General features: G+C 67.1%; 24 protein-coding genes. 6 read left to right on the top strand and 18 right to left on the bottom strand.

Annotation, left to right across the window (positions count from 1 at the left end):
* Positions 1 to 9 precede the first annotated feature (9 nt).
* The 5 genes from CCUG20998_RS06800 to CCUG20998_RS06780 form a co-directional block, all read right to left on the bottom strand.
* Positions 10 to 978, bottom strand: coding sequence for an AAA family ATPase (locus tag CCUG20998_RS06800; RefSeq protein ID WP_020732221.1), 969 nt, complete (start codon positions 976 to 978; stop codon positions 10 to 12).
* Positions 979 to 1026: 48 nt separating this feature from the next.
* Positions 1027 to 1509 (bottom strand): hypothetical protein, encoded by a 483-nt coding sequence (locus tag CCUG20998_RS06795; RefSeq protein WP_036457415.1) that lies wholly within the window; start codon positions 1507 to 1509, stop codon positions 1027 to 1029.
* Complete coding sequence (locus CCUG20998_RS06790) at positions 1506 to 2486, bottom strand: DUF4129 domain-containing protein (RefSeq protein ID WP_020732219.1); 981 nt, start codon at positions 2484 to 2486, stop codon at positions 1506 to 1508. Before CCUG20998_RS06790 ends, CCUG20998_RS06795 begins: the two co-directional genes overlap by 4 nt.
* Positions 2487 to 2602: 116 nt before the next feature.
* Positions 2603 to 3469 (bottom strand): SDR family NAD(P)-dependent oxidoreductase, encoded by an 867-nt coding sequence (locus CCUG20998_RS06785; RefSeq protein ID WP_020727197.1) that lies wholly within the window; start codon positions 3467 to 3469, stop codon positions 2603 to 2605.
* Positions 3466 to 4068: a TetR/AcrR family transcriptional regulator gene (locus CCUG20998_RS06780; RefSeq protein ID WP_012393258.1), complete on the bottom strand. Its 603-nt coding sequence runs from the start codon at positions 4066 to 4068 to the stop codon at positions 3466 to 3468. The genes CCUG20998_RS06785 and CCUG20998_RS06780 overlap by 4 nt, the downstream gene beginning before the upstream one ends.
* A gap of 101 nt (positions 4069 to 4169) precedes the next feature.
* Between CCUG20998_RS06780 and CCUG20998_RS06775 the strand changes: the two genes are divergently transcribed.
* From CCUG20998_RS06775 to CCUG20998_RS06765, 3 genes are all read left to right on the top strand, one after another.
* Positions 4170 to 5249, top strand: coding sequence for a phosphotransferase family protein (locus CCUG20998_RS06775; protein ID WP_373145738.1), 1080 nt, complete (start codon positions 4170 to 4172; stop codon positions 5247 to 5249).
* A complete protein-coding gene (locus tag CCUG20998_RS06770) occupies positions 5249 to 6373 on the top strand; it encodes an Rv3169 family protein (protein WP_020732217.1) in 1125 nt (374 codons plus the stop codon). The genes CCUG20998_RS06775 and CCUG20998_RS06770 overlap by 1 nt, the downstream gene beginning before the upstream one ends.
* Positions 6374 to 6526: 153 nt before the next feature.
* Complete coding sequence (locus CCUG20998_RS06765; RefSeq protein WP_038579065.1) at positions 6527 to 9121, top strand: PE family protein; 2595 nt, start codon at positions 6527 to 6529, stop codon at positions 9119 to 9121.
* Positions 9122 to 9183: 62 nt separating this feature from the next.
* Here the strand turns inward: CCUG20998_RS06765 and CCUG20998_RS06760 are convergent, their stop codons facing one another.
* Positions 9184 to 10182 carry a TIGR03617 family F420-dependent LLM class oxidoreductase gene (locus CCUG20998_RS06760; protein ID WP_020732215.1) on the bottom strand — a complete coding sequence of 333 codons (999 nt, stop codon included), beginning with the start codon at positions 10180 to 10182 and terminating at the stop codon, positions 9184 to 9186.
* 103 nt (positions 10183 to 10285) lie between these two features.
* Between CCUG20998_RS06760 and CCUG20998_RS06755 the strand changes: the two genes are divergently transcribed.
* Positions 10286 to 11632 (top strand): flavin monoamine oxidase family protein, encoded by a 1347-nt coding sequence (locus CCUG20998_RS06755; RefSeq protein WP_020732214.1) that lies wholly within the window; start codon positions 10286 to 10288, stop codon positions 11630 to 11632.
* Here CCUG20998_RS06755 and CCUG20998_RS06750 read toward each other — a convergent pair.
* Positions 11627 to 12607, bottom strand: a complete 981-nt coding sequence (locus CCUG20998_RS06750) for an alpha/beta fold hydrolase (protein ID WP_020732213.1) — start codon at positions 12605 to 12607, stop codon at positions 11627 to 11629. The two genes, CCUG20998_RS06755 and CCUG20998_RS06750, sit on opposite strands and share 6 nt — an antisense overlap.
* 160 nt (positions 12608 to 12767) lie before the next feature.
* Between CCUG20998_RS06750 and CCUG20998_RS06745 the strand changes: the two genes are divergently transcribed.
* The gene (locus CCUG20998_RS06745) at positions 12768 to 14159 is read left to right on the top strand and encodes a flavin monoamine oxidase family protein (RefSeq protein WP_020732212.1); all 1392 of its coding nucleotides are present in this window, start codon (positions 12768 to 12770) and stop codon (positions 14157 to 14159) included.
* A gap of 10 nt (positions 14160 to 14169) precedes the next feature.
* On the opposite strand, the gene CCUG20998_RS06740 is transcribed toward CCUG20998_RS06745, so the two are convergent.
* The 8 genes from CCUG20998_RS06740 to prpD form a co-directional block, all read right to left on the bottom strand.
* Entirely contained in the window at positions 14170 to 14574 is a 405-nt protein-coding gene (locus CCUG20998_RS06740; RefSeq protein WP_020732211.1) for a nuclear transport factor 2 family protein, read from the bottom strand.
* Between the two features lie 68 nt (positions 14575 to 14642).
* Positions 14643 to 15020: a nuclear transport factor 2 family protein gene (locus CCUG20998_RS06730; RefSeq protein ID WP_012393251.1), complete on the bottom strand. Its 378-nt coding sequence runs from the start codon at positions 15018 to 15020 to the stop codon at positions 14643 to 14645.
* Between the two features lie 48 nt (positions 15021 to 15068).
* The gene (locus CCUG20998_RS06725; protein WP_020732210.1) at positions 15069 to 15803 is read right to left on the bottom strand and encodes a DUF2652 domain-containing protein; all 735 of its coding nucleotides are present in this window, start codon (positions 15801 to 15803) and stop codon (positions 15069 to 15071) included.
* A gap of 70 nt (positions 15804 to 15873) precedes the next feature.
* The gene (locus CCUG20998_RS06720) at positions 15874 to 16107 is read right to left on the bottom strand and encodes a hypothetical protein (protein WP_020732209.1); all 234 of its coding nucleotides are present in this window, start codon (positions 16105 to 16107) and stop codon (positions 15874 to 15876) included.
* A 129-nt stretch (positions 16108 to 16236) separates the two neighbouring features.
* Complete coding sequence (locus tag CCUG20998_RS06715; RefSeq protein ID WP_240642843.1) at positions 16237 to 16704, bottom strand: DUF5994 family protein; 468 nt, start codon at positions 16702 to 16704, stop codon at positions 16237 to 16239.
* Between the two features lie 406 nt (positions 16705 to 17110).
* Complete coding sequence (locus CCUG20998_RS06710) at positions 17111 to 18256, bottom strand: bifunctional 2-methylcitrate synthase/citrate synthase (RefSeq protein ID WP_020732207.1); 1146 nt, start codon at positions 18254 to 18256, stop codon at positions 17111 to 17113.
* Positions 18253 to 19170, bottom strand: coding sequence for a methylisocitrate lyase (gene prpB, locus CCUG20998_RS06705; protein ID WP_020732206.1), 918 nt, complete (start codon positions 19168 to 19170; stop codon positions 18253 to 18255). Before prpB ends, CCUG20998_RS06710 begins: the two co-directional genes overlap by 4 nt.
* On the bottom strand, positions 19170 to 20675 hold the full coding sequence (prpD, locus tag CCUG20998_RS06700; protein ID WP_036457411.1) for a 2-methylcitrate dehydratase PrpD: 1506 nt from the start codon (positions 20673 to 20675) through the stop codon (positions 19170 to 19172). The genes prpB and prpD overlap by 1 nt, the downstream gene beginning before the upstream one ends.
* Positions 20676 to 20785: 110 nt before the next feature.
* Between prpD and CCUG20998_RS06695 the strand changes: the two genes are divergently transcribed.
* Positions 20786 to 22216, top strand: coding sequence for a short-chain fatty acyl-CoA regulator family protein (locus CCUG20998_RS06695; RefSeq protein WP_099052623.1), 1431 nt, complete (start codon positions 20786 to 20788; stop codon positions 22214 to 22216).
* Positions 22217 to 22266: 50 nt separating this feature from the next.
* On the opposite strand, the gene CCUG20998_RS06690 is transcribed toward CCUG20998_RS06695, so the two are convergent.
* From CCUG20998_RS06690 to CCUG20998_RS06680, 3 genes are all read right to left on the bottom strand, one after another.
* On the bottom strand, positions 22267 to 23199 hold the full coding sequence (locus CCUG20998_RS06690; protein ID WP_020732203.1) for a TIGR03619 family F420-dependent LLM class oxidoreductase: 933 nt from the start codon (positions 23197 to 23199) through the stop codon (positions 22267 to 22269).
* Positions 23196 to 23651 carry a nuclear transport factor 2 family protein gene (locus CCUG20998_RS06685; RefSeq protein WP_020732202.1) on the bottom strand — a complete coding sequence of 152 codons (456 nt, stop codon included), beginning with the start codon at positions 23649 to 23651 and terminating at the stop codon, positions 23196 to 23198. The genes CCUG20998_RS06690 and CCUG20998_RS06685 overlap by 4 nt, the downstream gene beginning before the upstream one ends.
* 112 nt (positions 23652 to 23763) lie before the next feature.
* Positions 23764 to 26067: an arylsulfatase gene (locus CCUG20998_RS06680; protein WP_020732201.1), complete on the bottom strand. Its 2304-nt coding sequence runs from the start codon at positions 26065 to 26067 to the stop codon at positions 23764 to 23766.
* Between the last annotated feature and the right edge of the window lie 185 nt (positions 26068 to 26252).

The following is a 26252-nucleotide window of genomic DNA, read 5'->3' as shown; positions in this document are numbered from 1 at the left end:
CGCCGTCGCTCATCGGCTTCCCGCATTGGTGCGCGGAACGGGCAAGCGCCGCAACAGTTCTGCGATGACATCGGCTCCCTGGATCTTGCGCACCCACATCTCCGGACGCAAGGTGATCCGGTGCGCGATTGACGCGGTAGCAAGCGCTTTGACGTCTTCGGGGATCACATAGTCGCGCCCGAGTAGCAGCGCCCGGGCACGGGAGAGCTGGACCAGGTCGAGTTCGGCCCGAGGGCTGGCACCGACGGCGACCTGCGGATGGTTGCGGGTCGCGGTGGCCAGCGACACCACGTAGTGCAAGACATCGTCGTGAACGGTCACCTGCTCGACCGATTCCCGCATGGCCAACAGGTCGTGCAGGTCCACCACCTGGTTCACCGTCGCCTCGGCTGACCCGCGTTCGAGCCGGCGCCGCAGCATCGCCGTCTCATCCTGTTCGGAGAGGTAGCGCAGTTCGAGCCGGATGGCGAACCGGTCCAGCTGCGCCTCCGGCAGTGGATAGGTGCCCTCGTACTCGATCGGGTTGTCCGTGGCCAACACGATGAACGGCATGGGCAACTTGTGCGTTTGGCCGTCGATACTGACCTGTCCTTCGGCCATCGCCTCCAGCAGCGCTGCCTGGGTCTTGGGCGGCGTGCGATTGATCTCGTCGGCCATCAGCAGGTTGGTGAAGATCGGCCCCGCCCGAAACTCGAAGCGACCCGATTGCATGTCGTAGATGGTGGAGCCGAGCAGGTCTGCCGGCAGCAGATCGGGAGTGAACTGCACCCGTTTGAACTCCAGCCCCAACGCGGCGGCAAACGAGCGCGCGATCAACGTCTTACCCAGGCCGGGGAGGTCTTCGATGAGAACGTGGCCCCGAGCCAGTACCGCGGTGAGTATCAGGGTCAGTGCCGCGCGTTTGCCGACCACGACGCGTTCGATCTCGTCGATCACCGCCTCGCAGGCAGCGGTCGTCAGCGCGGCCGGCATGGTCATGTTCGGCTCACATCCGCTCCCGCTTCAACTCCCGATGCCAAGGGCCTGTCACACCTGCTCCAACCGCTGCAGTATCGCTTCGAGGGTCGCACGGCCGGGACCGGGCTGGCGATCCCCGGTGCGCGCGACATTGTTCGGATTGACCCACTCCCACAGGTCCTCCCCGAACAGCATGCGCCCGGTGGCGTGAAATGCCGCCGGATCTTTGGCTTGCCGCTGCCCGGTCGCGATTTCGTATCGTCGCGCCAGCATCGGACGCAAATGCCGGTCCCAGTCCGCCCGGGTGGATTCCGACCTACGGATCGTGGTCTCGGTACCCGACAGCCAGCGACGCAGTCCGTCGCCCACGTCATCGGGGTCCGTCTCGGCCGGCGGCGCCATTGCGTGCCCTACCACTCGACGAATGTTGAGCAGCACCAGGGCGACGGCCACCCCCGATGCCGCCAGGACCAGTCGGTGGTCACGCACGGCCAGCGTCAGCAACTCCACCGCGACAATGAGCAAAACGCCCAGCACAATAAGCCTTTTCACATTTCATCGCCTCGGCCGGTCGAGGCACCCACGGGCGCCGCGAGTTCGTCGAGCACTAGCCGCAGAACGCGCACCGCCAGCTCGCGGTGGCCCTCGTTCATGACATGCGTGCTGAACCGCGCTTCAGCGAACAGGTTCACCAGCTGTACGGCGTTATCGGCCTGCAGCGCATGATGTTGCACTGCGCGCGCCAACACCTCGGTTGGGGTGTCGAAGTCCTGCGGCGCGGCCGCGGGGACATTGGCCAGTTCGCGTTCCATGGCCGCATAGCAGGCGATGATCGCCTCGCGTGGATCGCGCTCGAGGTCGGCCATCTCGGCCAGTCCGACTTTGGCCGCCCGCACCAGCAGCTGCGAACGTTGCGGCGGGTCCGGGGATTCGCCGGCAACGTCGGTGTGGGTATTGGAGGTCTCGGCACGCCATCGGCGCCGCCACAGAACCGCCACCGCAGCCAGGATGGTCATGAGCAACGGGGCTGTTGCTGCGAGCAGAATTTCGAGGGTATTGATGTTGTCGTCGGAAGGCTGTTGTGGGTGTTGCGGCCTGGGCGCACCGTCGCCGGTCGGCGCCGGCACGCCGGGATCGGAAACGGGCGCCGACTGCACGACTTCGTCCGGGGTAAACAGGCGCGACAGCAGCAGCGTGAGCAGTAGATAGGCGGCAATCACCGCTAGTCCGATCAGCAACACCCGCCAACTGGTTCGTCGGTGTCCGCCGCCAAGCATTTGGGCGAGGTCCCCCGCGCTGGGCACCACTGCGCGCGGATCCCGCAGCCGCGCAATGATGGCGAATGCCATCAAGGCGACACTGCCGCTCAAGACCGCTATGACGAATACCAGCGCCGGACGGCTGGTGGCCGGTTCGGTGTGCGAGGTGCCATCGTCGTCCGGGAGATAGCCGCGCAGGGCAGCGGCAACCAGAATCAGCAACACGATCAGCGCAACAACGCGTCCCGTCGGCTTGTCAATTCCGGGCATCGGCACACACCTGCCTGCCGCCATCTGCGGCATGGTCTTTGTTCATAGTTGCACGTCAGGAGTCCGCGCCGCCAGGAACACGCACACTATCGCTGGCCGCCTCGGCGCCCTGGGCGCTAGTCGCGCCCGAACGCCCGAAAGCTACCGTCGAGGACTTCGTGATGGCCGATGGTGCGCCCGGTGACCAGGTCGGCATCCACCGACGCCAGCACCACGGCCGCTCGCGCGAATTCCTCCGCCGAAGCGGTGTCATCGAATTCGCGTGCGTAATAGGACAGCCCCGGGGTCGGAATCGGCTTCGAAGGCGCCAGCGCGTTCACCGCGATGTGGTGGTCGGCGAGATCGAAAGCCGCACATTGGGTCAGGTGTTCGAGCGCGGCTTTGGAGCCGCCGTATCCGGGCAGGACGCCGCCGCTGCGGTCGGGATAGGGCCCGTCGCCGGGTAGCCGGGATGCCACCGAAGTGATGTTGATGATCGAGCCGGCCCCGGCCGCGATCATGTCGGGGCAGCTCAGTTGCATCAACTCGTATGCGGCAAAAACCGAAGTCTCGAAGTGCCGGCGGTACGCCGCCAACGGGACGCTGACGAATCCGGGCCAGCCCGGCTTGCCGACCGCGGCTCTGCTGGATTTGGCGCGCGGTGCCGCACCGGGCACCGGTGGCCGTCCGGGGGCGGTGAACGCGGCGTTGTTCACCAGAATTGTGATGGGGCCCAGGCTGTCCCGCGCCGCCGTCACCAGCGCCGCGACGTCGTCGCGGTCGGTCAGATCGGCGCGCACCGCCACCGCACGTCCCCCTGCCGCCTCGATCTGGGCGACGGTGTCACCGATGGTTCCGGGCAAGCGGCTGTCCCACACCTGCTCGGTACGCCCGGCCACGACAACGGCGGCCCCTTCGGCGGCCAAGGCAAGCGCAATGGCGCGCCCCAGCCCACGGCTGGCGCCGGTGACGATGGCCGCCCGCCCGGCGAGCGCACCCGTCACCGGGTCACACCATGCACGAGTATCGCGGTGGTCTGATCCACCCACGCCTCGTCGAGCATCTGGTCCGGGTACAGCAGCACCCGCAGCATCGTGGCTCCCCCGATCAATTCGATCATCCGGTTCGGATCCACGTCGGGATGCGCCTCGCCACGGTCGACGGCCTCCTGCAGCCGGATACGCACCGTGGCGAACAACTCGGTGAAACGCGACAGCACCCGGGCGTTGAGGTCGGCGTCCGCGGTCATGTCGGCGACCAGCCCCGGCAATGCGGCTCGAACCACCGGGGTGGTGAAGACATCGCGCGTCGCCGCGACCATCATCCTGATATCCCCGGCGAAGTCGCCGGCCGGAGCCGACAGCGCGCTGGGCGTCACCGGAAACGCGGCCTCATGGACCAGCTCGGCCTTGCTCGACCACCGCCGGTACAACGCAGACTTGGTGGTGCCCGCCCGCTCCGCGACAGCAGCCAGGCTGAGGTTGGAATAGCCGATTTGCACAAGCAGTTCCATGGTCGCGCTCAAAATGGCAAAGTCGATGCGGGGATCCCGCGGCCGCCCGGCGCCGGGGGCCTTGTCAAGGGAAGAGGGGTCTGCTTTCATAACGCTACCTACCGTATCGTAATTGCCTCTTGAAGGAAGCAGCTGTGGCCAATGAAACGCCGGTCGAAGATGTAGCCCACCTACAGCGCTCCAGCCGCGACATGACGACTTTGCCGGCAGTGATGGCACGGTGGCTGGCGGGCGTGCTGCCCGGCAACGCGGCACCCGAGGTGACCGTGGAAAGCGGTGTCGACTCGACGGGGATGTCTTCGGAAACGATCATCTTGACCGCACGTTGGCACGAGGATCACCGGCCGGTGCAGCAGAAGCTGGTGGCCCGGGTGGCGCCGGCCGCCGGCGACGTGCCCGTGTTCCCCAGCTATCGACTCGACCACCAATTCGAAGTCATCAAGCTGGTGGGTGAACTCAGCGACGTCCCGGTGCCCCGAGTGCGCTGGATGGAACCCACCGGAGAAGTGCTGGGGACGCCGTTTTTTCTGATGGACTACGTCGAGGGCCTGGTACCGCCCGACGTGATGCCCTACACGTTCGGCAACAACTGGTTCGCCGATGCGCCGGCCGAACGGCAGCGTGAGCTACAGGACGCCACCGTCGGACTGTTGGCCATGCTGCATTCAATACCGAACCCGCAAGACACATTTGGCTTCCTGTCCGACGGTCCGTCCGGTGACACCGCGCTGCGCAGGCATTTCGACTGGGTGCGCTCGTGGTACGACTTCGCGGTACCTGGCATCGGCAAATCCGCGCTGATAGAGCGGACCTTCCAGTGGCTGCAAGAGCACTGGCCCAGCGAGGTGGCCGCACGCGAACCGGTGCTGCTTTGGGGCGACGCCCGGGTGGGCAACGTCTTGTACCGCGACTTTCGGCCCGTGGCGGTACTGGACTGGGAGATGGTCACGTTGGGACCCCGCGAACTCGATGTCGCGTGGATGATATTTGCGCACATGGTTTTTGAAGAACTTGCCGGATTGGCGACGTTGCCCGGGCTACCCACGGTGATGCGCGAGGACGACGTACGCCGCACCTACCAGCGACTCACCGGTACCCAACTTGGTGACCTGCACTGGTTTTACGTCTATTCCGGAGTCATGTGGGCCTGCGTCTTCATGCGCACCGGGGCGCGTCGGGTGCATTTCGGTGAAGTGGAAAAGCCCGACGATGTCGAATCACTTTTCTACCACGCTGGATTGATGAAACGTCTGATCGGAGATGAGCGCTGATGCCGCAACCACTTGGCCCCCTCGACGAGTACCCGGTACATCAACTTCCCCAACCGATCGCCTGGCCCGGCTCCTCCGACCGCAATTTCTACGACCGCTCCTACTTCAACGCCCATGACCGCACCGGAAACATCTTTGTGATCAGCGGTATCGGCTACTACCCCAACCTCGGCGTCAAGGACGCGTTCCTGCTGATCAGGCGCGGGGATACCCAAACCGCGGTGCACCTTTCGGACGCGATCGATCAGGACCGGCTGCACCAGCATGTCAACGGCTACCGGATCGACGTGATAGAGCCGCTGCGCAAGCTGCGCCTGGTGCTGGACGAAACCGAAGGCGTGTCAGCCGATCTCACCTGGGAGGGGTTGTTCGACGTCGTTGCGGAGCAGCCGCATCTGCTGCGGTCCGGCAACCGGGTGACCCTGGATGCGCAGCGCTTCGCCCAGCTGGGCACCTGGAGCGGCCAAATCCAGGTCGAGGGGCAGCAGATCGACGTCGACCCGGCGACCTGGATCGGTAGTCGGGACCGATCGTGGGGCATCCGGCCGGTCGGCGAGCCCGAGCCGGCTGGGCGACCCGCTGACCCGCCGTTTGAGGGCATGTGGTGGCTGTATGTCCCCATGGCGTTCGACGACTTCGCGATCGTGCTGATCATTCAAGAGGAGCCCAGCGGATTCCGCTCGCTCAATGACTGCACCCGGATCTGGCGTGATGGCCGCGTCGAACAGCTGGGCTGGCCGCGGGTAAAGATTCACTACCGCTCGGGCACCCGCATCCCGACCGGGGCAACCATCGACGCCACCAGACCCGATGGCACGCCGGTGCACTTCGATGTGGAATCCAAGCTGGCGGTTCCGATTCATGTCGGCGGTGGCTACGGCGGCGATTCGGACTGGCTGCACGGCATGTGGAAGGGCGAGAAGTTCGTCGAGCGGCTGACCTACGGCATGACCGATCCGGCGATCATCGCGCGGTCCGGCTTCGGCGTCATCGACCACGTGGGCCGCGCGGTATGCCGTGACGGCGACACGGATCCGGTGGAAGGCTGGGGCCTCTACGAGCACGGGGCGCTGGGACGCCACGACCCGTCGGGATTCTCCGACTGGCTCACGGTTGCGCCCTGACCGCACCGCGCGTTGCTCGACGCCCGGCGTACGCGATCAGAGCGCCAAGAACCTGGTATTTCACACCGCATCCGCAGTAGGATCCAGTTTGCCGAGCGTATCGATGGAGATCCGAGCCGCAGCCCGGGTGTAACGACCCAGCGGAGGTGTGACATGACGCTTGTTGACGTGGTGCCCGGCATGGTGCAGGCCGCCGCAAACGATCTGGCAGGCCTGAATTCGACCCTTAATGCGGCCAATGCGGCCGCCGCTACCCGGATAACAACGGTCGTGGCCGCGGCCCAAGACGAGGTGTCGGCGGCGATCGCGGCGCAGTTTTCCGGCCATGGCCTGGCCTATCAGCAGCTCAGTACCCAGGTGGGGGTCTTTTCCGACCAGTTCGTGGCGGCCCTGAGCGCCAGCGCCAGCGGCTATTCCGCCGCGGAAGCGGCCAACACCGGCCCGCTGCAGCAGCTGTTGACCATCGTCAACGCGCCGTTGCTGGCGGCCACGGGGCGCCCGCTGATCGGCAACGGCGCCAACGGGGCCCCGGGGACCGGAGCCAACGGTGGCGATGGCGGCTGGTTGCTCGGTGACGGCGGGATCGGCGGCTCGGGCACACCGGGCACCGTCGCCAACCCGACCGGCGGGGTCGGCGGGGCTGGCGGGGCGGCGGGACTCTTGGGCTCGGGAGGCGCCGGCGGGGCCGGCGGGAGCTCGCCGTTGGGCGACGGAGGTGCCGGCGGGGTCGGCGGAGCCGGCGGATGGTTGTCGGGTAACGCCGGGGCCGGCGGGGCCGGCGGGCCCGGCTTGTTCGGCTTCACCGGCGGCGCCGGTGGGGCCGGCGGGGCCGGCGGACTGTTGGGTGCCGGGGGCCTCGGGGGTGCCGGCGGGTACGGCCCCGGCGGGGTCGGCGGGACCGGTGGGGCCGGTGGCGCCGGCGGGCTGCTGGCCGGGCTGGTCGGTGCCGGCGGCGGCCATGGCGGGACCGGCGGGTTCGGTGCCGGTGGGACCGGGGGCGATGGCGGGGCGGGCGGCAACGCCGGACTGTTCGGTGGCCCGGGTGGGGCCGGCGGCACGGGCGGAGTCGGTACCGGCGGGGACGGGGGCAATGGTGGGGCCGGCGGCAACGCCGGCACGCTGTTCGGCACGGGCGGGGCCGGTGGGGCCGGTGGCAGCGGAGTTGCCGGCGCCGGCGGGGTCGGCGGGGCCGGTGGCAACGCCGGGTTGCTGTTCTCGGCCGGCGGCGTCGGCGGTGCCGGCGGGTACGGCTCCTCCGACGGCGGCGCGGGCGGGGCCGGCGGCAACGGCGGGCTGCTGTACTCCAACGGCGGGGTCGGCGGGACCGGCGGGTACGGCGCTGCCGCCGCCGGTGGTGCCGGCGGGGCCGGCGGCAGGGCCGGCCTGGCGATCGGCGGCGGTGGGGCCGGCGGGGCCGGCGGCGAGGGCGCCACCACCGGCGGGGACGGTGGTGCGGGGGGCACTGGGGTGCTCATCGGCAACGGCGGCAATGCCGGTGTCGGCGGGACCGGCCCGGCGGCCGGCGCGACGGGGGTCGGCGGGACCAGCGGGCTGTTGCTGGGGCTGGACGGATTCAACGCGCCAACCAGCACCTCGCCACTGCATACCTTCCAACAGCAGGCACTGGGCGCGGTCAACGCGCCCGTCCAGACCCTCACCGGGCGCCCGCTGATCGGCAACGGCACCCCCGGGGCCGCGGGCAGCGGCGCCGCCGGGACCGCGGGCGGATGGGTGTTCGGTGACGGCGGGGCCGGCGGGTCCGGCGCGATGAGCACCGGTGCCGATGGCGGGGCCGGCGGTGCGGCCGGCATGTGGGGCACCGGCGGGTCCGGCGGGAACGGCTCCGCCGGGATCGGCGGTGGTCTTACCGGCGGCGCCGGCGGGGCTGGCGGCGCCGGCGGATGGCTGACCGGCACCGGCGGGGCCGGCGGTTCCGGCGGCTACTCATCGACCGCGGATGGCGGCGTCGGCGGGGCCGGCGGCGCCGGCGGGCTGTGGGGCGGCGGAGGGATCGGCGGGACTGGCGGCTTCGGCGCGTTGGACGGCGCGGCCGGTGGTGTTGGCGGAGCCGGCGGGCTGCTGGGCGGGCTGGTCGGAGCCGGCGGCGGTGACGGTGGGGCCGGCGGTTACGGCCTTACCGGTGCTGGTGGCGCCGGCGGGGCCGGCGGCAATTCCGGGCTGCTCAGCGGCCCGGGTGGATCCGGCGGAACGGGCGGGGCGGGCGCCGTCGCCGACGGCGGTGTCGGTGGGGCCGGCGGCAGCGCCGGGTTGCTGTTCGGCAGCGGCGGGATCGGCGGCGACGGCGGGTTCGGCAGCAACACTGGCGGTGCCGGCGGGGCCGGCGGGAATGCCGGGTTGTTGTTCTCCAGCGCCGGGGCCGGTGGCTTCGGCGGATTCGGTGTCGCCAACGGCGGCGGCTCCGGCGGTGCCGGCGGCAATGCCGGCTTGCTGGGCTGCGGCGGGGCCGGCGGGTTCGGCGGGCTCGGTATCGCCGGAACCGGCGGCTCCGGCGGGGCCGGCGGCACCGGCGGAATACTGCTGGGTACCGGCGGGGCCGGCGGTTCCGGCGCAGAATCGTTGAGCGTCGGCGATAGCGGCGGGGCCGGTGGCATGGGCGGCAACGCCGTGCTGATCGGCACCGGCGGCAACGGCGGCAACGGCGGCGTGGGCACCAGCACCGGCACTCGCGGCGCCGGCGGCTCCGGTGGGCTGCTGCTCGGCCAAGACGGAAGCGACGGCCTGCCCTAGCCGATGCGCCCGCCCCCGAATCCATCAGGGCCCCGAAGCGCTTGACAGACAACCCAATTGGTTCAGCGCAGCTCGTCGATGATCGCAGCGAGCGTGCAAAGCCCAATGGGTGCGGCCTGATACAGGCACACGGTGTCAGAGATCCCATCCACCCGATCGCGGATGTGCGCCGCAACGTCGGCGGGTGTGCCGCAGGCCGCCAAGGTGTGCATCATGGTGTCGTCGATCAGCGCGCCCATTTCCTGCCAGCGCCCCCGCTTGGACAGCGCGTTGAGTTCGGGCTGCAGGTCTTCCCAGCCGTGCGCCGCCAGCACCGGCCGGTAGGCGGGGGTAGACCCGTAGAAGGCCAGCAGCCGTCGGGTGCCCGCGGCGGCCTGTTCCCGGTCGGCCTCGGTGTCGCCGGCCGACACGATGATCTCCGGAATAATCGTGAATTCGTCGGCCTGACGCCCGCCGGCGCGCAACCCCTCGTGCACCGCCGGCATTGTGTTGGCATGCAGAAAACGCTTGGAGCCAAACGGCATTACCAGCAGACCGTCGGCATGCTGGGCGACGGCCCGGGTCAGCCTGGGCCCGAGCGCACCGACGTATATCGGGGGCGGGCCAAAGGGAATTGGGCCGGGGTTGAAAGTCGGTGTCATCAGCGTGTGCCGGTAGAACTGTCCGCGAAAGTTCAAGCGGTCACCGCAATTCCAGGCAGCAAAGATTGCCCGCAAGGCAGCGATCAGCTCGGTCATCCGGGCGACCGGGTGGTCGAACGCGGCGCCGAACCGATTCTCGATCTGGGCGCGCACCTGGGTGCCAAGGCCCAGGATGAATCGGCCGCCGCTGAGCAGCTGGTGGTCATAGGCCTGATGGGCCAGGTGTATCGGATTGCGCGGAAAAGCGATCGCCACGTTGGTCATCAGATCCAGGCCGCCTACCGTGGCGGCGAGGGTCAGTGGAGCGAATACGTCGTGTGGGCCCTCAAAGGTGGCCACGCCAGTCGCACCTGCGTCCCGCAGCTCCCGGGCCCGCTCGGCCGCATCGGCTAATCCGTACAACGCGGTGAAGACCCTCAACGCACCTGCCTGTCGACAATGTGGGCAGCGCCGCCGCCCGCCGGAATTTCGGGCAATCGAAATTTAGCGTACGGATTGGCTGAGATGCTGTTCACTGGAGGGCGTGACAAACCCATCGTGGATTGTCGACGTGGTGATAGTGGGCGCCGGCTTTGCCGGTCTGGCCGCAGCCCGCGACCTGGCGCGTCAAGGTCATGATGTGCTGGTACTAGAAGGTCGCGATCGCGTTGGCGGCCGCTCTTTCACCGGCTCCATCGCCGGATTGCCGGCGGATATGGGCGGCTCGTTCGTTGGCCCCACCCAGGACGCGGTCCTGGCGCTGGCCGCCGAGTTGGGTGTTCCCACCGTTCCGACCTTCCACGACGGCAAGAACGTGATCCGCTGGCGCGGCGGGGTCCGCCCCTACAGCGGCACCATTCCCAGACTTTCGCTGACGGGGCTGCTCGACATCGCGCGGCTACGCTGGCAATTCGAGAGGCTCGCCCGCAGCATCCCGATATCGGCTCCCTGGGCTGCGAACCGGGCCGCCGACCTCGACGGTGTCTCGCTGCGGCAATGGTTGAGATCGGTTCGCGCTTCTGCGTCCTCGCACGACCTGATGGCGATCATGGCCCGGGTGACCTGGGGGTGCGAGCCCGACGACGTGTCCATGCTGCACGCGGCCCGCTACGTGCGGGCCGCCGGCGGGCTGGACCGGTTGCTCGATGTGGAAAACGGGGCCCAGCAGGAGCTCATCCCCGGCGGCACCCAGCAGATCGCCGAACTGGCCGCGGCCGAACTGGGCACCCATGTCGTGCTGGACGCACCCGTTCGTCGCATCGACCGACACGGTGCCGGTGTGACCGTCACCTCCGATCAAGGCCAGGCCGAGGCGGGCTTCGTCATTGTCGCGATTCCGCCCGCGCATCGCGCCGCCATCGAGTTCAATCCCCCGCTGCCCACCGGGTACCAGGAACTCGCCGACAACTGGCCGCAGGGCCGGTTGAGCAAGGCCTACGCGGCGTATTCGACGCCGTTTTGGCGCGTCAACGGTTTCACCGGGCAGTCGTTGTCAGACATGGGCCCCGTTTTCATCACCTTCGATGCCAGTCCGCACGACGACGGTCCCGGCATTCTGATGGGCTTCGTCGATGCCCGTGAATTCGACTCGCTGTCTGCCGACCGGCGTCGCGACCGGACGCTGCGCTGTTTCGCCTCGCTGTTCGGAGATGACGCGCTCGAGCCCCTCGACTACGTCGATTACTGCTGGGGCACAGAACAATTCGCGCCAGGAGGACCCACCGCCGCGGTGCCGCCAGGGTCGTGGACCAGATACGGCCAGTTATTGCGAAAACCGGTCGGGCCGATTCACTGGGCCGGTACCGAGACCGCAGACGAATGGACCGGCTACTTCGACGGGGCGGTCAGGTCGGGCCAACGCGCTGCCGCGGAGGTCGCCGCCCTGCTATGAGCTGATGCGGGCCCGGGAGCGGCCGCCGACCGAATCGACGAGTGCCCGCAAGTGCCGGTTCACCTCGTGGTGCTGTTCCAGCATCGAGCAATGCCCGCCCGGCAATTCGACCAAATCGAAGACGTTGGGCGCAGTGCTTGCGATCTTGCGGGCCTGGCTGATCGGCGTGAGCCGATCACGCTCGCTGCCGATCACCAGCGTCGGCACCGTCAAACCGTCCAGACTGATGTGGCGCGATCCGACCTCGCCGACCAGCATCCGCGCGCAGCCGCCGCGGCCCGCCGCTGACGTCTGCGCGAACAGTTCGTAGAGCAGTCGTGCCGCGGTTGGATGGGCGTCGGCCCCGACCGCCATCATCGCGATCAAGTACTGGGTGGGAATCCGGACTGCGCTCGGGAGCGGAAACCCGCCGAACGCGTTGATCAGGCCCCGGCCCGCAAAGTCTCGAGCCACCGACAATTCCCGCGGCACCGACAGCATTCTGATCTTGCGCAGCAAGTCGCCGGTGGCGGTGTTGATCAATGCGACGGCGTCGGCACGCCGATGCACCTTGTGCCGGTAGCGCTCGGACCAAGCGGAGATGGCGATGCCGCCCATCGAATGTCCGGCGATCAGCGCCCGCTCGTGCGGGGCCAACGTCGCATCCAATACCGAATCCAGGTCGGAGGCAAGGTGTTCGAGGGTGTAGCCGCCGCGCCGCGGGATGCCGCTGCGCCCGTGACCGCGATGGTCGAAAGCAATCACCCGGTAGTCGGTCGCCAGGTCGGCGATCTGGTAGGCCCAGGCCCGGATGGAGCAGACGAAACCATGCGTCAACACGATCGGGTAGCCATCGGCCGGCCCGAAGACCTGGGTGTGCAGTGCGGTGCCGTCCGCCGCGCGGACGGTCAGGCTGCGACTCGGGGGTAGGACGTCCGGCAATGCAGCGGGCGCCTTGGTATGCGCCTTGCCGTCGGTGGCCTTCCGAGCACTCATCGCCGCTCCCCCTTCAACGCGGCCCCGTTGCCGCCTTCTGGATGGGCGCAAGTTTACATGAGCGCAATGTGCCGCCGGTCACAATCCCCGAACACGGTCCGATAACGACCCCCGGGCCGCGGACCGGCCGCGATCGGGTGAAGTGTGAGACGCTGACGACGTGTCCCGGGTACCCCGCAGGAAATTCCTGGCGGCGACAGCGGGCCTGAGCTGCGGCGCCGCTGCCGGGTTGGGCGCCGGATGCGCGTCGGATCGCGCGGCCCGGCCGAGCGCCCCCGCAACGCCGGCGGATAAAACGGATACGCGGTCGATTCTGGTCATCGGCGCCGGGATGGCCGGTCTGGGCGCCGCGCGTGCACTTGCCGATGCCGGATGGCCGGTGCGGCTGATCGAGGCCCGCGATCGGGTCGGCGGCCGGGTCAATACCGTCCGAGACTGGGGCGTGCCGCTGGAAATGGGCGCCTCCTGGATCCACGGCACGACCGACAATCCGCTCCTCGAGCTGGCCGGCCAAGTCGAGGCACGGCTTGCGCCAACCGACTATGACACCCCGGCCAAGCTGGCGGTTGACCCACGCCTCGCGCCGATCAGCTACGACGACGACACCTGGCGGCGGATGGTGGCCCAGGCTCGCCGCAATGTCGACGACGGGAGTCTGGCCGCGGCGCTGGACGATCAGGACGCCCGGGACGACCTGTCCGACCGGGAGCGCGCCGAGTTGGCCTACTACGTCAACACCGTGATCGAAGACGAGTACGCCGCCGACGCGGATCAGCTCTCCGCGACGACTTACGACCAGGGCACGTATTCGAGCGGGCCACAGGTCGTCATCACCAGCGGCTACGACGCATTGCCGCGGCGCCTCGCCGACGGGCTGCCGATCGTCTTCGGCACGAAGGTCGATTCCATTGTGCACAAGGATGACTCGGTGTTGGTGCGGGCGGCGGACCGAACATTCCAGGGGCCCGCGGCAATAGTCACCGCCCCACTGGGCGTCCTGAAATCCGGCGCCATCACCTTTGATCCTCCCCTGCCCGATGACCACCGTCGCGCCATAGCCGCGTTGGGATTTGGCGTCCTGTCCAAGAGCTACTTCCGGTTCGACAGACGCACCTGGGATGCGGACAACGCCTTCTACCAGTTCCTCGGCCCCCCGGGCAGCATGTGGTCACAGTGGCTTACCCTGCCGGCCGCCGCGGGCCCGATTGTGCTGGCCTTCAACGCCGGCCGTCGTGGCCGGCACGTGGAGTCCTGCTCCCCCAGTGAGTTGATGTCTGGCGCGCTACCGATCGCCCGGCAGCTGTTCGGCAACGACATCGCCCCCGCCGAGGTCCGATCGTCGGGTTGGAGCACCGATCCCCTTGCCCTCGGCTCGTATTCCTTTCACGCACCGGGATCCGGTCTCGACGATCGCCGCCAGCTGCAGGAACCGATCAGCGATCGGCTCTACCTGGCCGGTGAGGCCGTGGGGGTCGACAATCCCGCCACCGTACACGGAGCGCTGATCAGCGGCCGATCCGCGGCCGCCGAGTTGATGCGCCAGCTGCAGTGACGACGCCACGCTAGACCCAAAACCTGGCGCTTTCAGCGGGTTTCGCGTCGACCATGTGGAGTTCTGCGATCTGTCCGCGCACGACCCGCAACAAGTGGGCCGCGTAGTTGTGCAGGTCTTGGAGCTGGTCACTGTCGCCCTTACGGGCACGGACCTCGACCATGACCAAGACACGATCGGTATCGACGGGCTGGGGCGGCTGGGTCAACTCGACCCGGAACTGCGCCGCATCCAGATCCATTGCCGCGATACGGCGCAGATAGTCTTCGCGTCCGTTGACTACGTCCGCACCGCCATCGGCGTTGGTGATGTGCGCAATCAGGTCGGCGGCGAGCAGACCTCGCATCGCGCCAAAGTCCGCCGCCGAGAACGCCGCAATGAAGTCCCGGGCGACCGCCGCAGGTTCAGGCCTCATCCCCCACCGCCCGATCGGTGGTCGCTGGCGCGCGCATCAGGTCGTCGCGGTGCTACCGGATGAGCCGATCAGTAGTCTTCGAGCGCGGCCACGTTGCGCCAACTCGGCCATGTTGTCTCCCAGATTCGGTGGATGCGGCCGTCTCGGTATGCTGCGATGAGTATGACTTCGATTCGCGTCGGCTTTTCCCCGGGCCGCGATGTGGTGATCCACACGCGTCCGGCGACCCGGTCGGGGGCTTGCACCCACGCGTCCTCGTCGTATTCGATCGCGTAGCTGATGGCGCTCGCATAGATCTTGCGGTGTCCCTCGCTGAACTCGGCGAATTCCTGGCGCAGCCCGTCGGAATACATCACGAAATCGGGGTCGTAGTAATGCCCGATCAACTCGGCGTTCTTGGCAACGACCATCTTCTCGAACATCTCACGAAGCAGCGCAATCGACACCCCGTGATCCTAGCCAGGCTCGGGTGGGCTTACGACCGCGGCGCCACGTCAGGCCGCCGGCAGTCCCTCGACTCGGCCGCGATCGAGGTTGCGGAAGCCCGCGCACGCCTGCTTGGCGCCCAGGATGAATGGCAGCGACTTCAGCTCGAACTTGAACATCTCCGAAAACCGGCTCACGAAACCGCGTTCGGGCACCACGGGGCGCACCTCGGCGGTGGCCAGATCGATGTAGTACGTCGGCGTTTGACCAATGCCTTCGAAATCGTGGGTCAGCGGCATCGAGAGGCCGCGTACCGACTCATCAAGGCATTCCGCAACGGACTCGGTCATCAGCACATACTCCGACACCGGCACCGAGTTTTTCAGCATCCGGTGCACCAGGATGACGTCGACACCGGCCAATTCAAGTCGGCGCTTGACCTTTTGCTCGGCAACCTCGCCCTCATGCGCGACGAACTTCAGCGACAGATCATCGAGCTGTGCGCAGCTCTTGCAGTCGCAGGAGATGTCCTTCTTGATCCGTTCCCGTCGTTCCATAAATGCTTGCCGCATGGCCGCGATACGTTCACAAACAACGACTTTCGCGTCTCCGCCGGGGGCCCAGAAGAATGCCGCGTCCCCCTCCAGCTTGGCAAGCTTGAGACCTTTGCCGGCGTCGATGACCGCCTCGAGCAGTTCGGCCACCGCCCACTGCGCGTGGGCCAGGTGCATCCGGTTCCAATTCATGTAGTTGGTGTATCCGCCGATGTCGGCGATGGCGAGCACAGCGCGACGAATGGCCATGAACTCCGGAGTTTAGTGACTCAATCCCGGTCGAGGTAGGGGCACTGGCAATCGGGTGATAACGGCTCCGTCACGACGCCTTGCCATATCGGCGAACCAATTGGTTCTCGCTACAGGTGCTCACGTGCTGCAGACCTCGGTCGTCGCTGCCAAAAAATGTCCACCGCTGCGGACTTCGCTGCGGCTCGCTGATCAGCTTGACCAGGAACGGAAGTTGTTCGTCGTCCATGGTGCCGATGGTGTCTCCGATCCGAATCTCGGATGGATGAACCTGTGGTGCATCACACCTGTCCTGCATGGCCATAGCACCCATCCTTTTCTCACTGCGCGCCAAAGGTGACGCGTTGCCGATACGGTCGCTCGGATTGGGCGGACCGGAGTTTGTGGTACCCGCACGTAAGCTCGCCGACGCCCCGGGGTTCGGGCGGATTGATCAATCGGGAATCGCTGGAGCAGCGGGGTCAGGTTCGCAATCGGGCGGATGTTGCCCACCCAAGGCGCTCTGTGCACGCGCGGCTCGCACCACGTCGTCGCTGGTCCGGAATTCCTGGGTGTCGCGTTCGATGGGCATGATGGGCAGCCGCGCGGCCGTGCGCAGGATCATCTTCGCCAGGCCAACCGAGGTTCTGCACGGTACGACCAGCAGGTTTGCCGAGGCCCGACTACCAGTGATCTTCATCAGCCGCTGGCGTCCGGCGGGCCGACCGGGTTCACCGCTCTTGAGCGGGTTCAGCGCGTCGAGATCCGGTGAGCCGTCCAGCGAAGACCAGTTGACACTTATCTCGATGATCTTGCCCAGGCGTGCGGACAGGGCGTCGACCAGCTCGGGCAATTCGCGCGATATCGAGGCTGTACGTGGCCACCATGCCCCGTCAAGGAGCGCACCCAGATCGATCGCCACGGCGACCCGCACCGGGCTGGCCAAGCGCCGAGCTGCCGCAGTTGTGCTCATGGCGTCAACAACGTCGCGCCTGCGACAGCACACTTTGTGCGGTCAAAACCTTGGCGCCCAATTTGCCGCGGCAAGATTGGCGACCAAGGAACGGGTACCGCCTCCCGTTTGTCCAGCCAAGACAATTGGCGATCCATCCGCGGTCCCTTCGCTTCGGGTAGACCCGGCACACGCATGTGAGGATCGACAAACAAAACCAAGCCCAGACTGGCGCTTTAGTAATGCACAAGCATCCCAGTCAGCCCTGGCTACTGGATTCATGATTGACGTTACACCGTCGCCAGCTGCGACAGCGCCGGTACCGGCATTGACGTGGTACGGCGCCGCAACGGTCACCCGCATTCGGCCGAACCGCCTAGCAACGTCTCTGTCGGGCGAATTTCAGCGTGCGTTGGGCCGGACCCACATATTCGCTGAGCGGACGGATCAACGCGTTGGACGCGGTCTGCTCGATGATGTGTGCGGTCCACCCGGTAATACGGCTCATCACGAAGATCGGGGTAAAGGAGCCGATATCGAATCCCATCAAGTGGTAGGCGGGACCGGTGGGAAAGTCCAGATTCGGCATGATTCCCGTGACGGCGAGCATGTCCCGCTCCAAGACCTGGTAGATGTCCAGCCACCGCTGGCCATCACGCACGCCAGCCACCCGCTCGAGGGCCCGCTTCATGGTCGGGACCCGGGAATCGCCGTTGCGATACACCCGATGGCCAAAGCCCATCACCTTTTCCTTGCGGGCCAGCTTGCGCCGCAACCATTCCGATGCCTGGTCCGCCGAACCGATCTCGAGCATGTCGCGCATCACCGCTTCGTTTGCCCCGCCGTGCAGCGTCCCCTTGAGCGCACCGATCGCCGCCGCTACCGCGCTGTAGATGTCGGATCGGGTGGAGGTGACGACCCGGGCGGCGAACGTGGAAGCGTTGAAGCTGTGTTCGGCGTAGAGCACCAGGGATTGCTCGAAGGCATCCACAACCGCACTCGCGGGGACATCGCCGAAACACATGTGCAAGAAATTCTGCGCGTAACTCATGTGGCTGTGCGGCGCGATGGGCGACAACCCGCGCCGACGCCGCATATCGGCCGCAACGATGGTGGGCAGTACCGCAAACATCCGCAGCGACTTGGCGTAGTTGGACCTCGGGCTGCTGTCGTCCTCGTCGGGGTCTTCGGCCCCCAGGTAGCTGATCAATGTCCGCACCACGTCCATCGGATGGCAGGTATCGGGCAGTTTCGCCAACAGCGACAACATGGACCGGTTCAACCGGCGGGCGGCGCGCTCGCGCTGCATGAACAATGCCAGCTGCTGGTCGTCGGGAAGCTCGCCGTGCCACAGCAAGTAGGCCACCTGCTCGAAGCTGCATTGCTCAGCGAGGTCCTCAACCGGATATCCGCGATAGGTGAGCGAGTTGGTCTCGGCAACAACCTTGGAGATGGCGGTGTTGTCGACCACGACGCCGGCCAGGCCCTTACAGATTCGCGGTGTGTCGTCGAGGGTGCTCATGGCCGATCTCCTTGGCGGACGAAGTTGTAGATGCTGGAGTCGAACTGCTGGTAGTCGGCGTATCGCAGTAGCTCGTAGAGCCGGCTGCGCTGCTGCATGCGGTTCAGAAGTCCGGATTGAGTTCCCGCATCGGCGATTTCGCGAAGACCGACCTCGACGGCGTACATGGCTAGTCGCAGGGTGGTCACCGGATAGATCACGACGTTGTAGCCGATCTCGCGGAGCTGATCGGTGCTCAGCAGCCCAGACTTTCCGAACTCGGTCATGTTGGCCAGCAACGGTGTATTCACCGCAGCGCGAAACTGTTCGAACTCCGCGGGGGTGCGCAGCGCCTCGGTGAAGATCAGGTCGGCGCCCGCGTCGGCGTAGGCCTTGGCCCGATCGATCGCAGCGGAGGACCCTTCGACCGCCGCGGCGTCGGTGCGTGCGCAGACGATGAAATTGGGGTCGCGCCGCGCCGATACCGCGGCTCGCAGCCGACTGACCATCACGCCGACGGGCACCACCGCCTTGCCGTCGAGGTGCCCACACCGCTTGGGGTTAACTTGATCTTCCAGGTGGCAGCCGGCCAGCCCGGCATCTTCGAGCACGGCCACCGTGCGGGCCGCGCTCATCGGTTCACCGAAACCGGTGTCGGCATCGATGAAAGTGGGCAGCTCGCTGGCGGCCGCGATCTGCGCTCCCCGCGCGCTGACCTCGGTCAGGGTGGTCAAGCCGATGTCGGGCAACCCCAGGTCGGCCGAGAGCGCAGCACCGGATACGTACACCCCGTCGAAGCCGATCTCGGCGACCAATCGGGCCACGAGCGGCGAAAAGGCTCCCGGGAATCGCAGCAGCCGGCCACTTTCCAACGCAGCGCGAAACCCGGTGCGCTTCTCGGTCGCCGACACCGCGGTGCCCAACACCGTTTTCATCACAAGATCCCGGGCGGAATCGTCGGGGACCGGTCCAGCACCCCCGCATCGGCGATCGGGTTGAGCCCACCCAGCGAGCCCGCCGGCAGGCTCGACAGGCCCTCGGCCGTCGAGAGGAACCGACGCTGCTCGGTTTCACCGATCACCCCGTCGGACAGGCCGAGGAACTTGGCCACGTACTGCTTGCGCTCAAAAGGACGGGCCCCCAGCGGATGAGCGTCCGCGACGGCCAGCTCGTCGACGATCACCTGGCCAGTGTTGAGGGTGATTTCCGCGCGCGCACCGAATGCCTTTTCCGCCGGATCGGCGCTGTGGTAGCGCCGGGTCCACTCCGGATCTTCGACCGTGGAGATCTTGTGCCACAGCGCCACCGTGTCGGGTCGGTGCGCCCGCTGCGGCGCGTAGGAGCGCACATGATGCCAGCTGCCGTCCTGCAAGGCGACCGCAAAGATGTACATCACCGAGTGGTCGAGGGTTTCCCGAGAGGCATCCGGGTCGAACTTTTGCGGGTCGTTGGAGCCGGTGCCTATCACCACGTGCGTGTGATGGCTGGTGTGCAGCACGATGGTCTCGATCTGGTCTGAGTCACCGATGCGCCCGCGCATCCGCCGGGCCAGATCGATGAGGGCCTGGCTCTGATATTCGGCCGAATGCTCTTTGGTGTAGCTGTCCAGAATGGCCCGCTTTGGTTCACCGCGGTCGGGCAGTGCGACGTGGTAGGTGTGCTCGGGGCCCGACAGTAGCCAGGCGATCACGCCGTCCTCGCCCTCCCAGATCGGTGCCGGCGCCCCTTCCCCGCGCATGGCGCGGTCAACCGCTTCGATGGCGACCTTGCCCGCCCAGGCGGGTGCGAACGCCTTCCAGCTGGAGATCAATCCCTTGCGCGACTGCCGGGTGGACGTCGTCAGGTGCAGGGCCTGGCCGACCGCGGAGTAGATGGTGTCGGGGTCCAGCCCGAGCATGGTGCCCAGCCCGGCCGCCACCGAGGGGCCCAGGTGTGCCACGTGGTCGATCTTGTGCTCGTGCAAGCAGATTCCGCGGACCAGGGCCATCTGGATCTCGTAGCCGGTGGCGATGCCTCGGATCAGGTCGGTGCCATCCAGGCCGAGGTGCTGGGCGACGGCGACCAAGGGTGCGATGTTGTCGCCCGGGTGGGAGTATTCGGCAGCCAGAAAGGTGTCATGAAAATCCAACTCGCGCACCGCGACTCCGTTGGCCCAGGCCGCCCACTCCGGCGCATGGTTCCCAGTGATACCGAAAACCTTTGCGCCCCTGTCTGACCGCGGATACGCTCGTGCCTGCGCCCGGGCCACGGCCACCGGGCGGCGGGTGAGCGAGGCTGCCGACACCGCAGCGTTGTCGATGATCCGGTTGATCACCATCGCCTCGGTTTCGGCGGGCACCGCGACCGGGTCCGCCGCCACCTCGGCGATCTGGTACGCCAGGTGTTCACGGCATGGGAAGTCTTCGGCGCTGCGCCTGGTTCGAACGTCATGCATCCGCATAAACCGCACAGTACGCAGCCACACATTCGGGGTAAATGCCCTATAAGGGCGTAATTTTGTGTCCTCACCGGCGCGATTTTGCAAATCTTGTGAAAGGCGGTGCGCGTAGGGTGTCACACGTGCCAAAGACCTTCGCCGGGGCGCGGCTGAGGCGACTCCGCGAGGACCACGGGCTGACCCAGGTGGCGCTGGCACGCGCGCTGGGCCTGTCAACCAGCTACGTCAATCAGCTGGAAAACGACCAGCGCCCGATCACGGTCTCGGTGCTGCTCGCTCTTGCCGAACGTTTCGACTTGCCGACCCACTATTTCGCGCCGGACTCCGATGCACGGCTGGTCTCGGACTTGCGTGAGGTCTTCGCCGAGGGGCCCGCCACCCCGGCGCAGATCGAGGAACTGGTGGCCCGGATGCCAGCGGTGGGACAGACGCTGGTCAACCTGCATCGACGGCTCTACGACGCCACCGCCGAGCTCGAAGCGCTGCACAGTCGCGCCACCGCCGACGTTTCGGCGGTGTCCGGGCAGCCGATGCCGTTCGAAGAAGTCCGCGACTTTTTCTATGACCGAAAGAACTACATCGGCGAGTTGGACATCGCCGCGGAGGAGATGTTCGGCCGCCACGGGCTGCACCTCGGGGGGCTTGACGCGCAATTGGCGCGGCTGCTCGGCGACAACCTCGGCGTCACCGTGGTGCTCGACGATGGGCAGTCGCTAAACCCCAACTCCAAGCGCATGTTTCAGCCAGAGTCCAAGACGCTTTACCTGGCTCGCTGGCTGCATTCCGGCCAGCGCGCCTTTCAGCTGGCCACGCAGATCGCGCTGCTGACCCAGGCCGACCTGATCACCGGCATCATCGCCGGTGACGATCAGCTCAGCGATGAGGCGCGGGGGGTGGCCCGCATCGGTCTGGCCAACTACTTCGCCGGAGCGTTGCTGCTGCCCTACCGGCCGTTTCTGGACGCGGCCGCAAGCACGCGCTATGACATCGATCAACTGGCACGCCGATTCGAGGTCGGCTTCGAGACCATCTGTCACCGGCTGTCCACCCTGCAGCGCCCCAACGCCCGCGGGGTCCCGTTCATCTTCGTCCGCACCGACAGTGCCGGAAACATCTCCAAACGCCAATCCGCCACGGCATTTCACTTCTCCCGAGTCGGCGGGAACTGTCCGCTGTGGGTGATTCACCAAGCGTTCGCCCGGCCCGGTCAGTTCCTGACCCAGGTGGCCCAGATGCCCGATGAGCGGACCTATTTCTGGATCGCCCGAACCACCACCGCCGAGCCCAGCCGCTACCTCGGCCCCGGGAAGAGCTTTGCCATCGGCCTGGGATGCGACCTGGCCCACGCCGACAAGCTGATCTACTCCGTCGGGGTCGACCTGACCGACACCGAGGCGATCGCCGCCATCGGCGCGGGCTGCAAGATCTGCGATCGCCCCTCCTGCCCGCAACGCGCTTTCCCCTACCTGGGCCGCCCGGTGCGGGTGGATCCGCACACCAGCACCGATCTGCCTTATCCGCCGGCGATCAGCACAGAGCGCTAGGGTGCCCTCTCGGCTGAGGCGACGAACGTTGGGCCCCGGCGCAAGTGGCCTCAGCCGCCGGTGGCGGCGCGCACCGCTTCGACGACGGCGTTGATGTCGCGTTCGCGGTTTTCCGGCGCGAGTGGCCAGTGGGTCATCCTCAGCTCGGTGACGCCCGCGTCCCGCAGCGTTTTTGCCCGCTCGGCCACGTCGGCCAGGTCGGGTCGGCCATCCGCATCAGCTTTGACCCGCAGCGCGCCCGCTACGCCGAAACCGTTCGGGTCGCCACCGGCATGTGCCACCGCCGCGCGCATCCGCGCGATTCCCGCGGCGACATCGCGCGCGTCGGGACCCCAGGGAATCCAGCCCGCTCCGAAGCGCGCCAGCCGGCGGGCGACGGCCCGGTTGACCGTCCCACTCACCCAGATCGGCACTCCCCCCGGCTGCGCGGGCTTGGGCATCTGATGGATCCGCTCGAAATTCAGCCCCGCAGACTCAAAGCTGACCTCGTTCTCCCGCCACAAGCGCTGACACACTTCCAGGGTCTGATCCAGAACCGCCCCGCGGCGGTCGAAGTCGACACCGGCGGCCTCGTATTCCTCGCGCTGCCAGCCCACGCCCACACCGATGTCGATGCGCCCACCTGACAGCACATCCATGGTGGCCAGGGTTTTCGCCAGCACCGCCGCGGGCCGCAGCGCGGCGAGCAGGATGTTGGTGCCCAACCGGATTCGTTCGGTGCGAGCGGCAAGATAAGTCAGCGTGGTCAACGGCTCCAACCAGTGGCCGTCCGGGCCGGTGGGCTGGCGGCCACCGGCGGTTCCCCCCGTCGCGGGATTTGCGTAGGCGTCCATGTGCGTGCCGAACGCGATGTGCTCGGAAACCAGCACTCGATCAAACCCACAGCCCTCGAGAAGTTGCGCCCAGTCGGTCAGGTGTTCCCAGCTCGGTGGCGCCTCGGCCGAAAATGAGGGGATCCCCATCGACAGCTGCACCGAAGTCATGCCCCGCCTTCGGTGATCGACACGGGACGGTCCTCGGTGGCATCGATGGCGACGGTGCGGTGCGAGATCCGCCACGCCCCGTCGCCGCCGAGCAGATACCGGTCCAGGTAGCGGATGTACATCACGTGGTTACGCCAGGCACCCTGCTTCTCACTGAAATGGTTCGCGGTGCAATAGACTTCGCCGCTGGCCGTCTGCCCTTCGATGACGTAGAGGCTTTGCGCCACCAGGTGTACGGTGCGCGGGAAGCGTGCCACGATGGTGATGATCCCCGCTAGCTCGCTGTGACCGGTGAGCAGTGCGGGTTCACGTCCGGGGCGGTGGATTCGCATCGTCGCATCGGGGGTGAACACCTCGATGAGGGCAGCACTGTCTCGGTGATCGACCGCTGCCGCGTATCGGCGGGACAGCGCTTCGAGCTCGGGACTGGGAATTGCCGTCGAGATATCCATCTGCATGCCAAAGCCAACCGGGAAAGGGACGCCGTCGACAATACCGCCCAGGCCTGCGGGCCGGGGCGGACTCGGCAACAGTCGCGCCGGCGTGGCCGCATCGGGCGGCGGATCAGCGCAACTGGATGGTCACCTGCTCGATCGTGGCGTTGAACACGAAGGTGCCTTCGTAGGTGTCCGCGGCCGGGGTCCCGCAGTCCATGCCGATGTCGACGCCCTCGTCGGCGCTGAAGCCCAGCGGCACGGTCCGTTCGATGCGAGATTGCCCGACGTCACGTCCGTTGAGCAGCAGTCTGACCAGTCCCCCCTTGCCCAGACCGCCGCCGTCGTAGTCGAATTCCATCGCCACGGTGGCTTTGCCGGCGGGCAGGGCCTCGGTGGCCGCGACGGTGGTGTAGGTCGACCCGAAATAGTTGTAGGTGAACTTGGGGATCCCGTGCTGCACATACAGCGACAAGCCGGCGAAGTATCCCCCGGCCGCCAGCAGCACCCCTTCGACCGCGCTGCCGCCGGGGGTGTCGATGACCGCGGTGATCGAATACGACCGATTGAAGGCGCTGCGGATGATGTCTTCGGGGATGCGGGTGACGCCCTGGCGGAATGAGATCGAGGTCCGCGATCCCAAGATCGTGGGCCGGGGCTCCAGCGCGCGGGCGAGGCGGCCCCGGTCATCGAGCGGAAAGACGTTGTTCTTCACGCCTTCGGCGTCAAACAGCGCCTTGAGTTGGTCGAGCTTGTCGGGGAACTGCGCCGAAAGGTCCACGGCCTGGCTGTAGTCGCGCGACAGGTCATAGAGCTCCCAGCGATCGTCGGAGAACGCGGGCAGCGCCCCCGGTCGCCACAGGATGCGACCGTGGTAGGTGCAGGCCATCCAGTCCTCGTGGTAGATCCCGCGCAGACCGCCGATCTCGAAGTATTGAGTGCGGCGACGATCGGCGGCTTCCGCGTCGTCGAACGTGTACATCAGGCTGATCCCGTCGTGGGGCTTTTGCGCCACCCCGTTGACGATCTCGGGCGCGGGGATGCCCGCGGCCTCCAAGATGGTGGGTGCGATGTCCACGACGTGGTGAAACTGCGAACGGAGCCCGCCGCGGTCGGTGATCCGCGCGGGCCAGCTCACGATCATCGGGTTGCGGGTGCCGCCGAAATGGCTGGCGAACTGCTTGGTGAACTGAAACGGCGTGCACATGGCCCAGGCGAATCCGACCGGATACTCGTTGCTGGCCCTCGGCCCGCCGATCTCGTCCATCTTCGACAGCACCACATCGACGTCCTCCTGGAGGCCGTTGAGGGTGACCATTTCGTTGAAGACGCCACCGAGCCCGCCCCCGGGGGCGGCGCCGTTGTCACCGATGATGTAGATGAACAGCGTGTTGTCCCATACGTCAATCTCTTTGAGGGCGTCCATGATTCGCCCGACCTCATGGTCGGTGTGGGCCAGAAACCCGGCATATACCTCCATCAGTCGCGATGCGATGCGCTGGCGCTGCTCGGGCAGCGAGTCCCACGCGGGAAGCGACTCGTGGCGCTCGGTCAGCTCGGCATCGGCGGGAATCACCCCCAACCGCTTCTGCCGGGCGAAGATCTCCTCGCGCAGCACGTCCCAGCCCTGGTCGAAGCGGCCCCGGAACGGATCGCTCCACTCCGGCGCCACATGGTGGGGCGCGTGGGTCGCGCCGGGCGCCCAGTAGACAAAGAATGGCCGGTCCGGCGCCATGACCTGCTGCCGGTGGACCCACTCGATCATGCGATCGGCGAGATCGGTGCTCAGGTGATAGTCCTCGGCGTCTTCGGGCCGTTCGATCGGCGTGGTGCCGTGATACAGACCCGGGTTGTACTGGTGGGCTTCACCCCCCATGAACCCGTAGAACTCTTCGAAGCCCATGCCCGTGGGCCACCGATCGAACGGTCCGGCCGCGCTGACTTCCCATACCGGAGTGTTGTGCCATTTACCGAAAGCCGCTGTGCTGTAGCCGTTCTGTCGCAACGTCTCGGCTACGGTCGCCGCCGATTTCGGGATGATGCAGTTGTAGCCGTCGTAGCCGGTGGCAAACTCGGTGATGGTTCCGGTGTTGACGACGTGGTGGTTGCGACCGGTCAGCAACGCGGCCCGGGTGGGCGAACACAGCGCCGTGGTGTGGAAACGGTTGTACCGCAGCCCTTCCTGGGCCAACGCGTCACCGGCCGGGGTTTCAACCGGCCCACCAAATGTTGCGGTGGCGCCGAAGCCGACGTCGTCGAGCAGCACGATCACCACGTTCGGCGCCCCCTGCGGGGGCCGGATGGGGGTGATGGTCGCCATCTTCGACTCGGCGACCGTCTTGCCGGAATAGCCGCCGGTAGGTGTATCCGGCAGCGGCAGTCGGGTTCGGTCCAGGTTTTCGCCCGGGTCATGCGCCGTCGCGTCATGCGCCATCGCGGCCCTCCACTTCACCGTCGATCGAGCTGATGACCTACGCGCCACTCACGCCCGCTGGCGCTCTTGGACATGCCGTCGGCGGGCTTGGGCAATTGTAGGTAGCGGCCGCGCCGCTGCGGGGTCAGGCGCGCTCGCCGGCGCGAATGCACCGGGGTCACGCTCGCAGAACGCATGAAGATGGC

This window comes from Mycobacterium marinum, from assembly GCF_003391395.1.
Lineage (GTDB): Bacteria > Actinomycetota > Actinomycetes > Mycobacteriales > Mycobacteriaceae > Mycobacterium > Mycobacterium marinum.
This window is presented reverse-complemented; position numbering and strand designations above follow the sequence as displayed.

What these genes read in the sequence shown, in the direction of transcription:
- CCUG20998_RS06725 (WP_020732210.1), bottom strand. Translation starts at nt 15,803, where the DNA reads ATGGCCATTCGTCGCGCTGTGCTCGCCATCGCCGACATCGGCGGATAC.
- CCUG20998_RS06690 (WP_020732203.1), bottom strand. Translation starts at nt 23,199, where the DNA reads ATGACTTCGGTGCAGCTGTCGATGGGGATCCCCTCATTTTCGGCCGAG.
- CCUG20998_RS06770 (WP_020732217.1), top strand. Translation starts at nt 5,249, where the DNA reads ATGCCGCAACCACTTGGCCCCCTCGACGAGTACCCGGTACATCAACTT.
- CCUG20998_RS06685 (WP_020732202.1), bottom strand. Translation starts at nt 23,651, where the DNA reads ATGGATATCTCGACGGCAATTCCCAGTCCCGAGCTCGAAGCGCTGTCC.
- CCUG20998_RS06775 (WP_373145738.1), top strand. Translation starts at nt 4,170, where the DNA reads ATGACGACTTTGCCGGCAGTGATGGCACGGTGGCTGGCGGGCGTGCTG.
- CCUG20998_RS06720 (WP_020732209.1), bottom strand. Translation starts at nt 16,107, where the DNA reads ATGGCCATGCAGGACAGGTGTGATGCACCACAGGTTCATCCATCCGAG.
- CCUG20998_RS06780 (WP_012393258.1), bottom strand. Translation starts at nt 4,068, where the DNA reads ATGAAAGCAGACCCCTCTTCCCTTGACAAGGCCCCCGGCGCCGGGCGG.
- CCUG20998_RS06790 (WP_020732219.1), bottom strand. Translation starts at nt 2,486, where the DNA reads ATGCCCGGAATTGACAAGCCGACGGGACGCGTTGTTGCGCTGATCGTG.
- CCUG20998_RS06710 (WP_020732207.1), bottom strand. Translation starts at nt 18,256, where the DNA reads ATGAGCACCCTCGACGACACACCGCGAATCTGTAAGGGCCTGGCCGGC.
- prpD (WP_036457411.1), bottom strand. Translation starts at nt 20,675, where the DNA reads ATGCGGATGCATGACGTTCGAACCAGGCGCAGCGCCGAAGACTTCCCA.
- CCUG20998_RS06740 (WP_020732211.1), bottom strand. Translation starts at nt 14,574, where the DNA reads ATGAGGCCTGAACCTGCGGCGGTCGCCCGGGACTTCATTGCGGCGTTC.
- prpB (WP_020732206.1), bottom strand. Translation starts at nt 19,170, where the DNA reads ATGAAAACGGTGTTGGGCACCGCGGTGTCGGCGACCGAGAAGCGCACC.
- CCUG20998_RS06800 (WP_020732221.1), bottom strand. Translation starts at nt 978, where the DNA reads ATGACCATGCCGGCCGCGCTGACGACCGCTGCCTGCGAGGCGGTGATC.
- CCUG20998_RS06765 (WP_038579065.1), top strand. Translation starts at nt 6,527, where the DNA reads ATGACGCTTGTTGACGTGGTGCCCGGCATGGTGCAGGCCGCCGCAAAC.
- CCUG20998_RS06750 (WP_020732213.1), bottom strand. Translation starts at nt 12,607, where the DNA reads ATGAGTGCTCGGAAGGCCACCGACGGCAAGGCGCATACCAAGGCGCCC.
- CCUG20998_RS06680 (WP_020732201.1), bottom strand. Translation starts at nt 26,067, where the DNA reads ATGGCGCATGACGCGACGGCGCATGACCCGGGCGAAAACCTGGACCGA.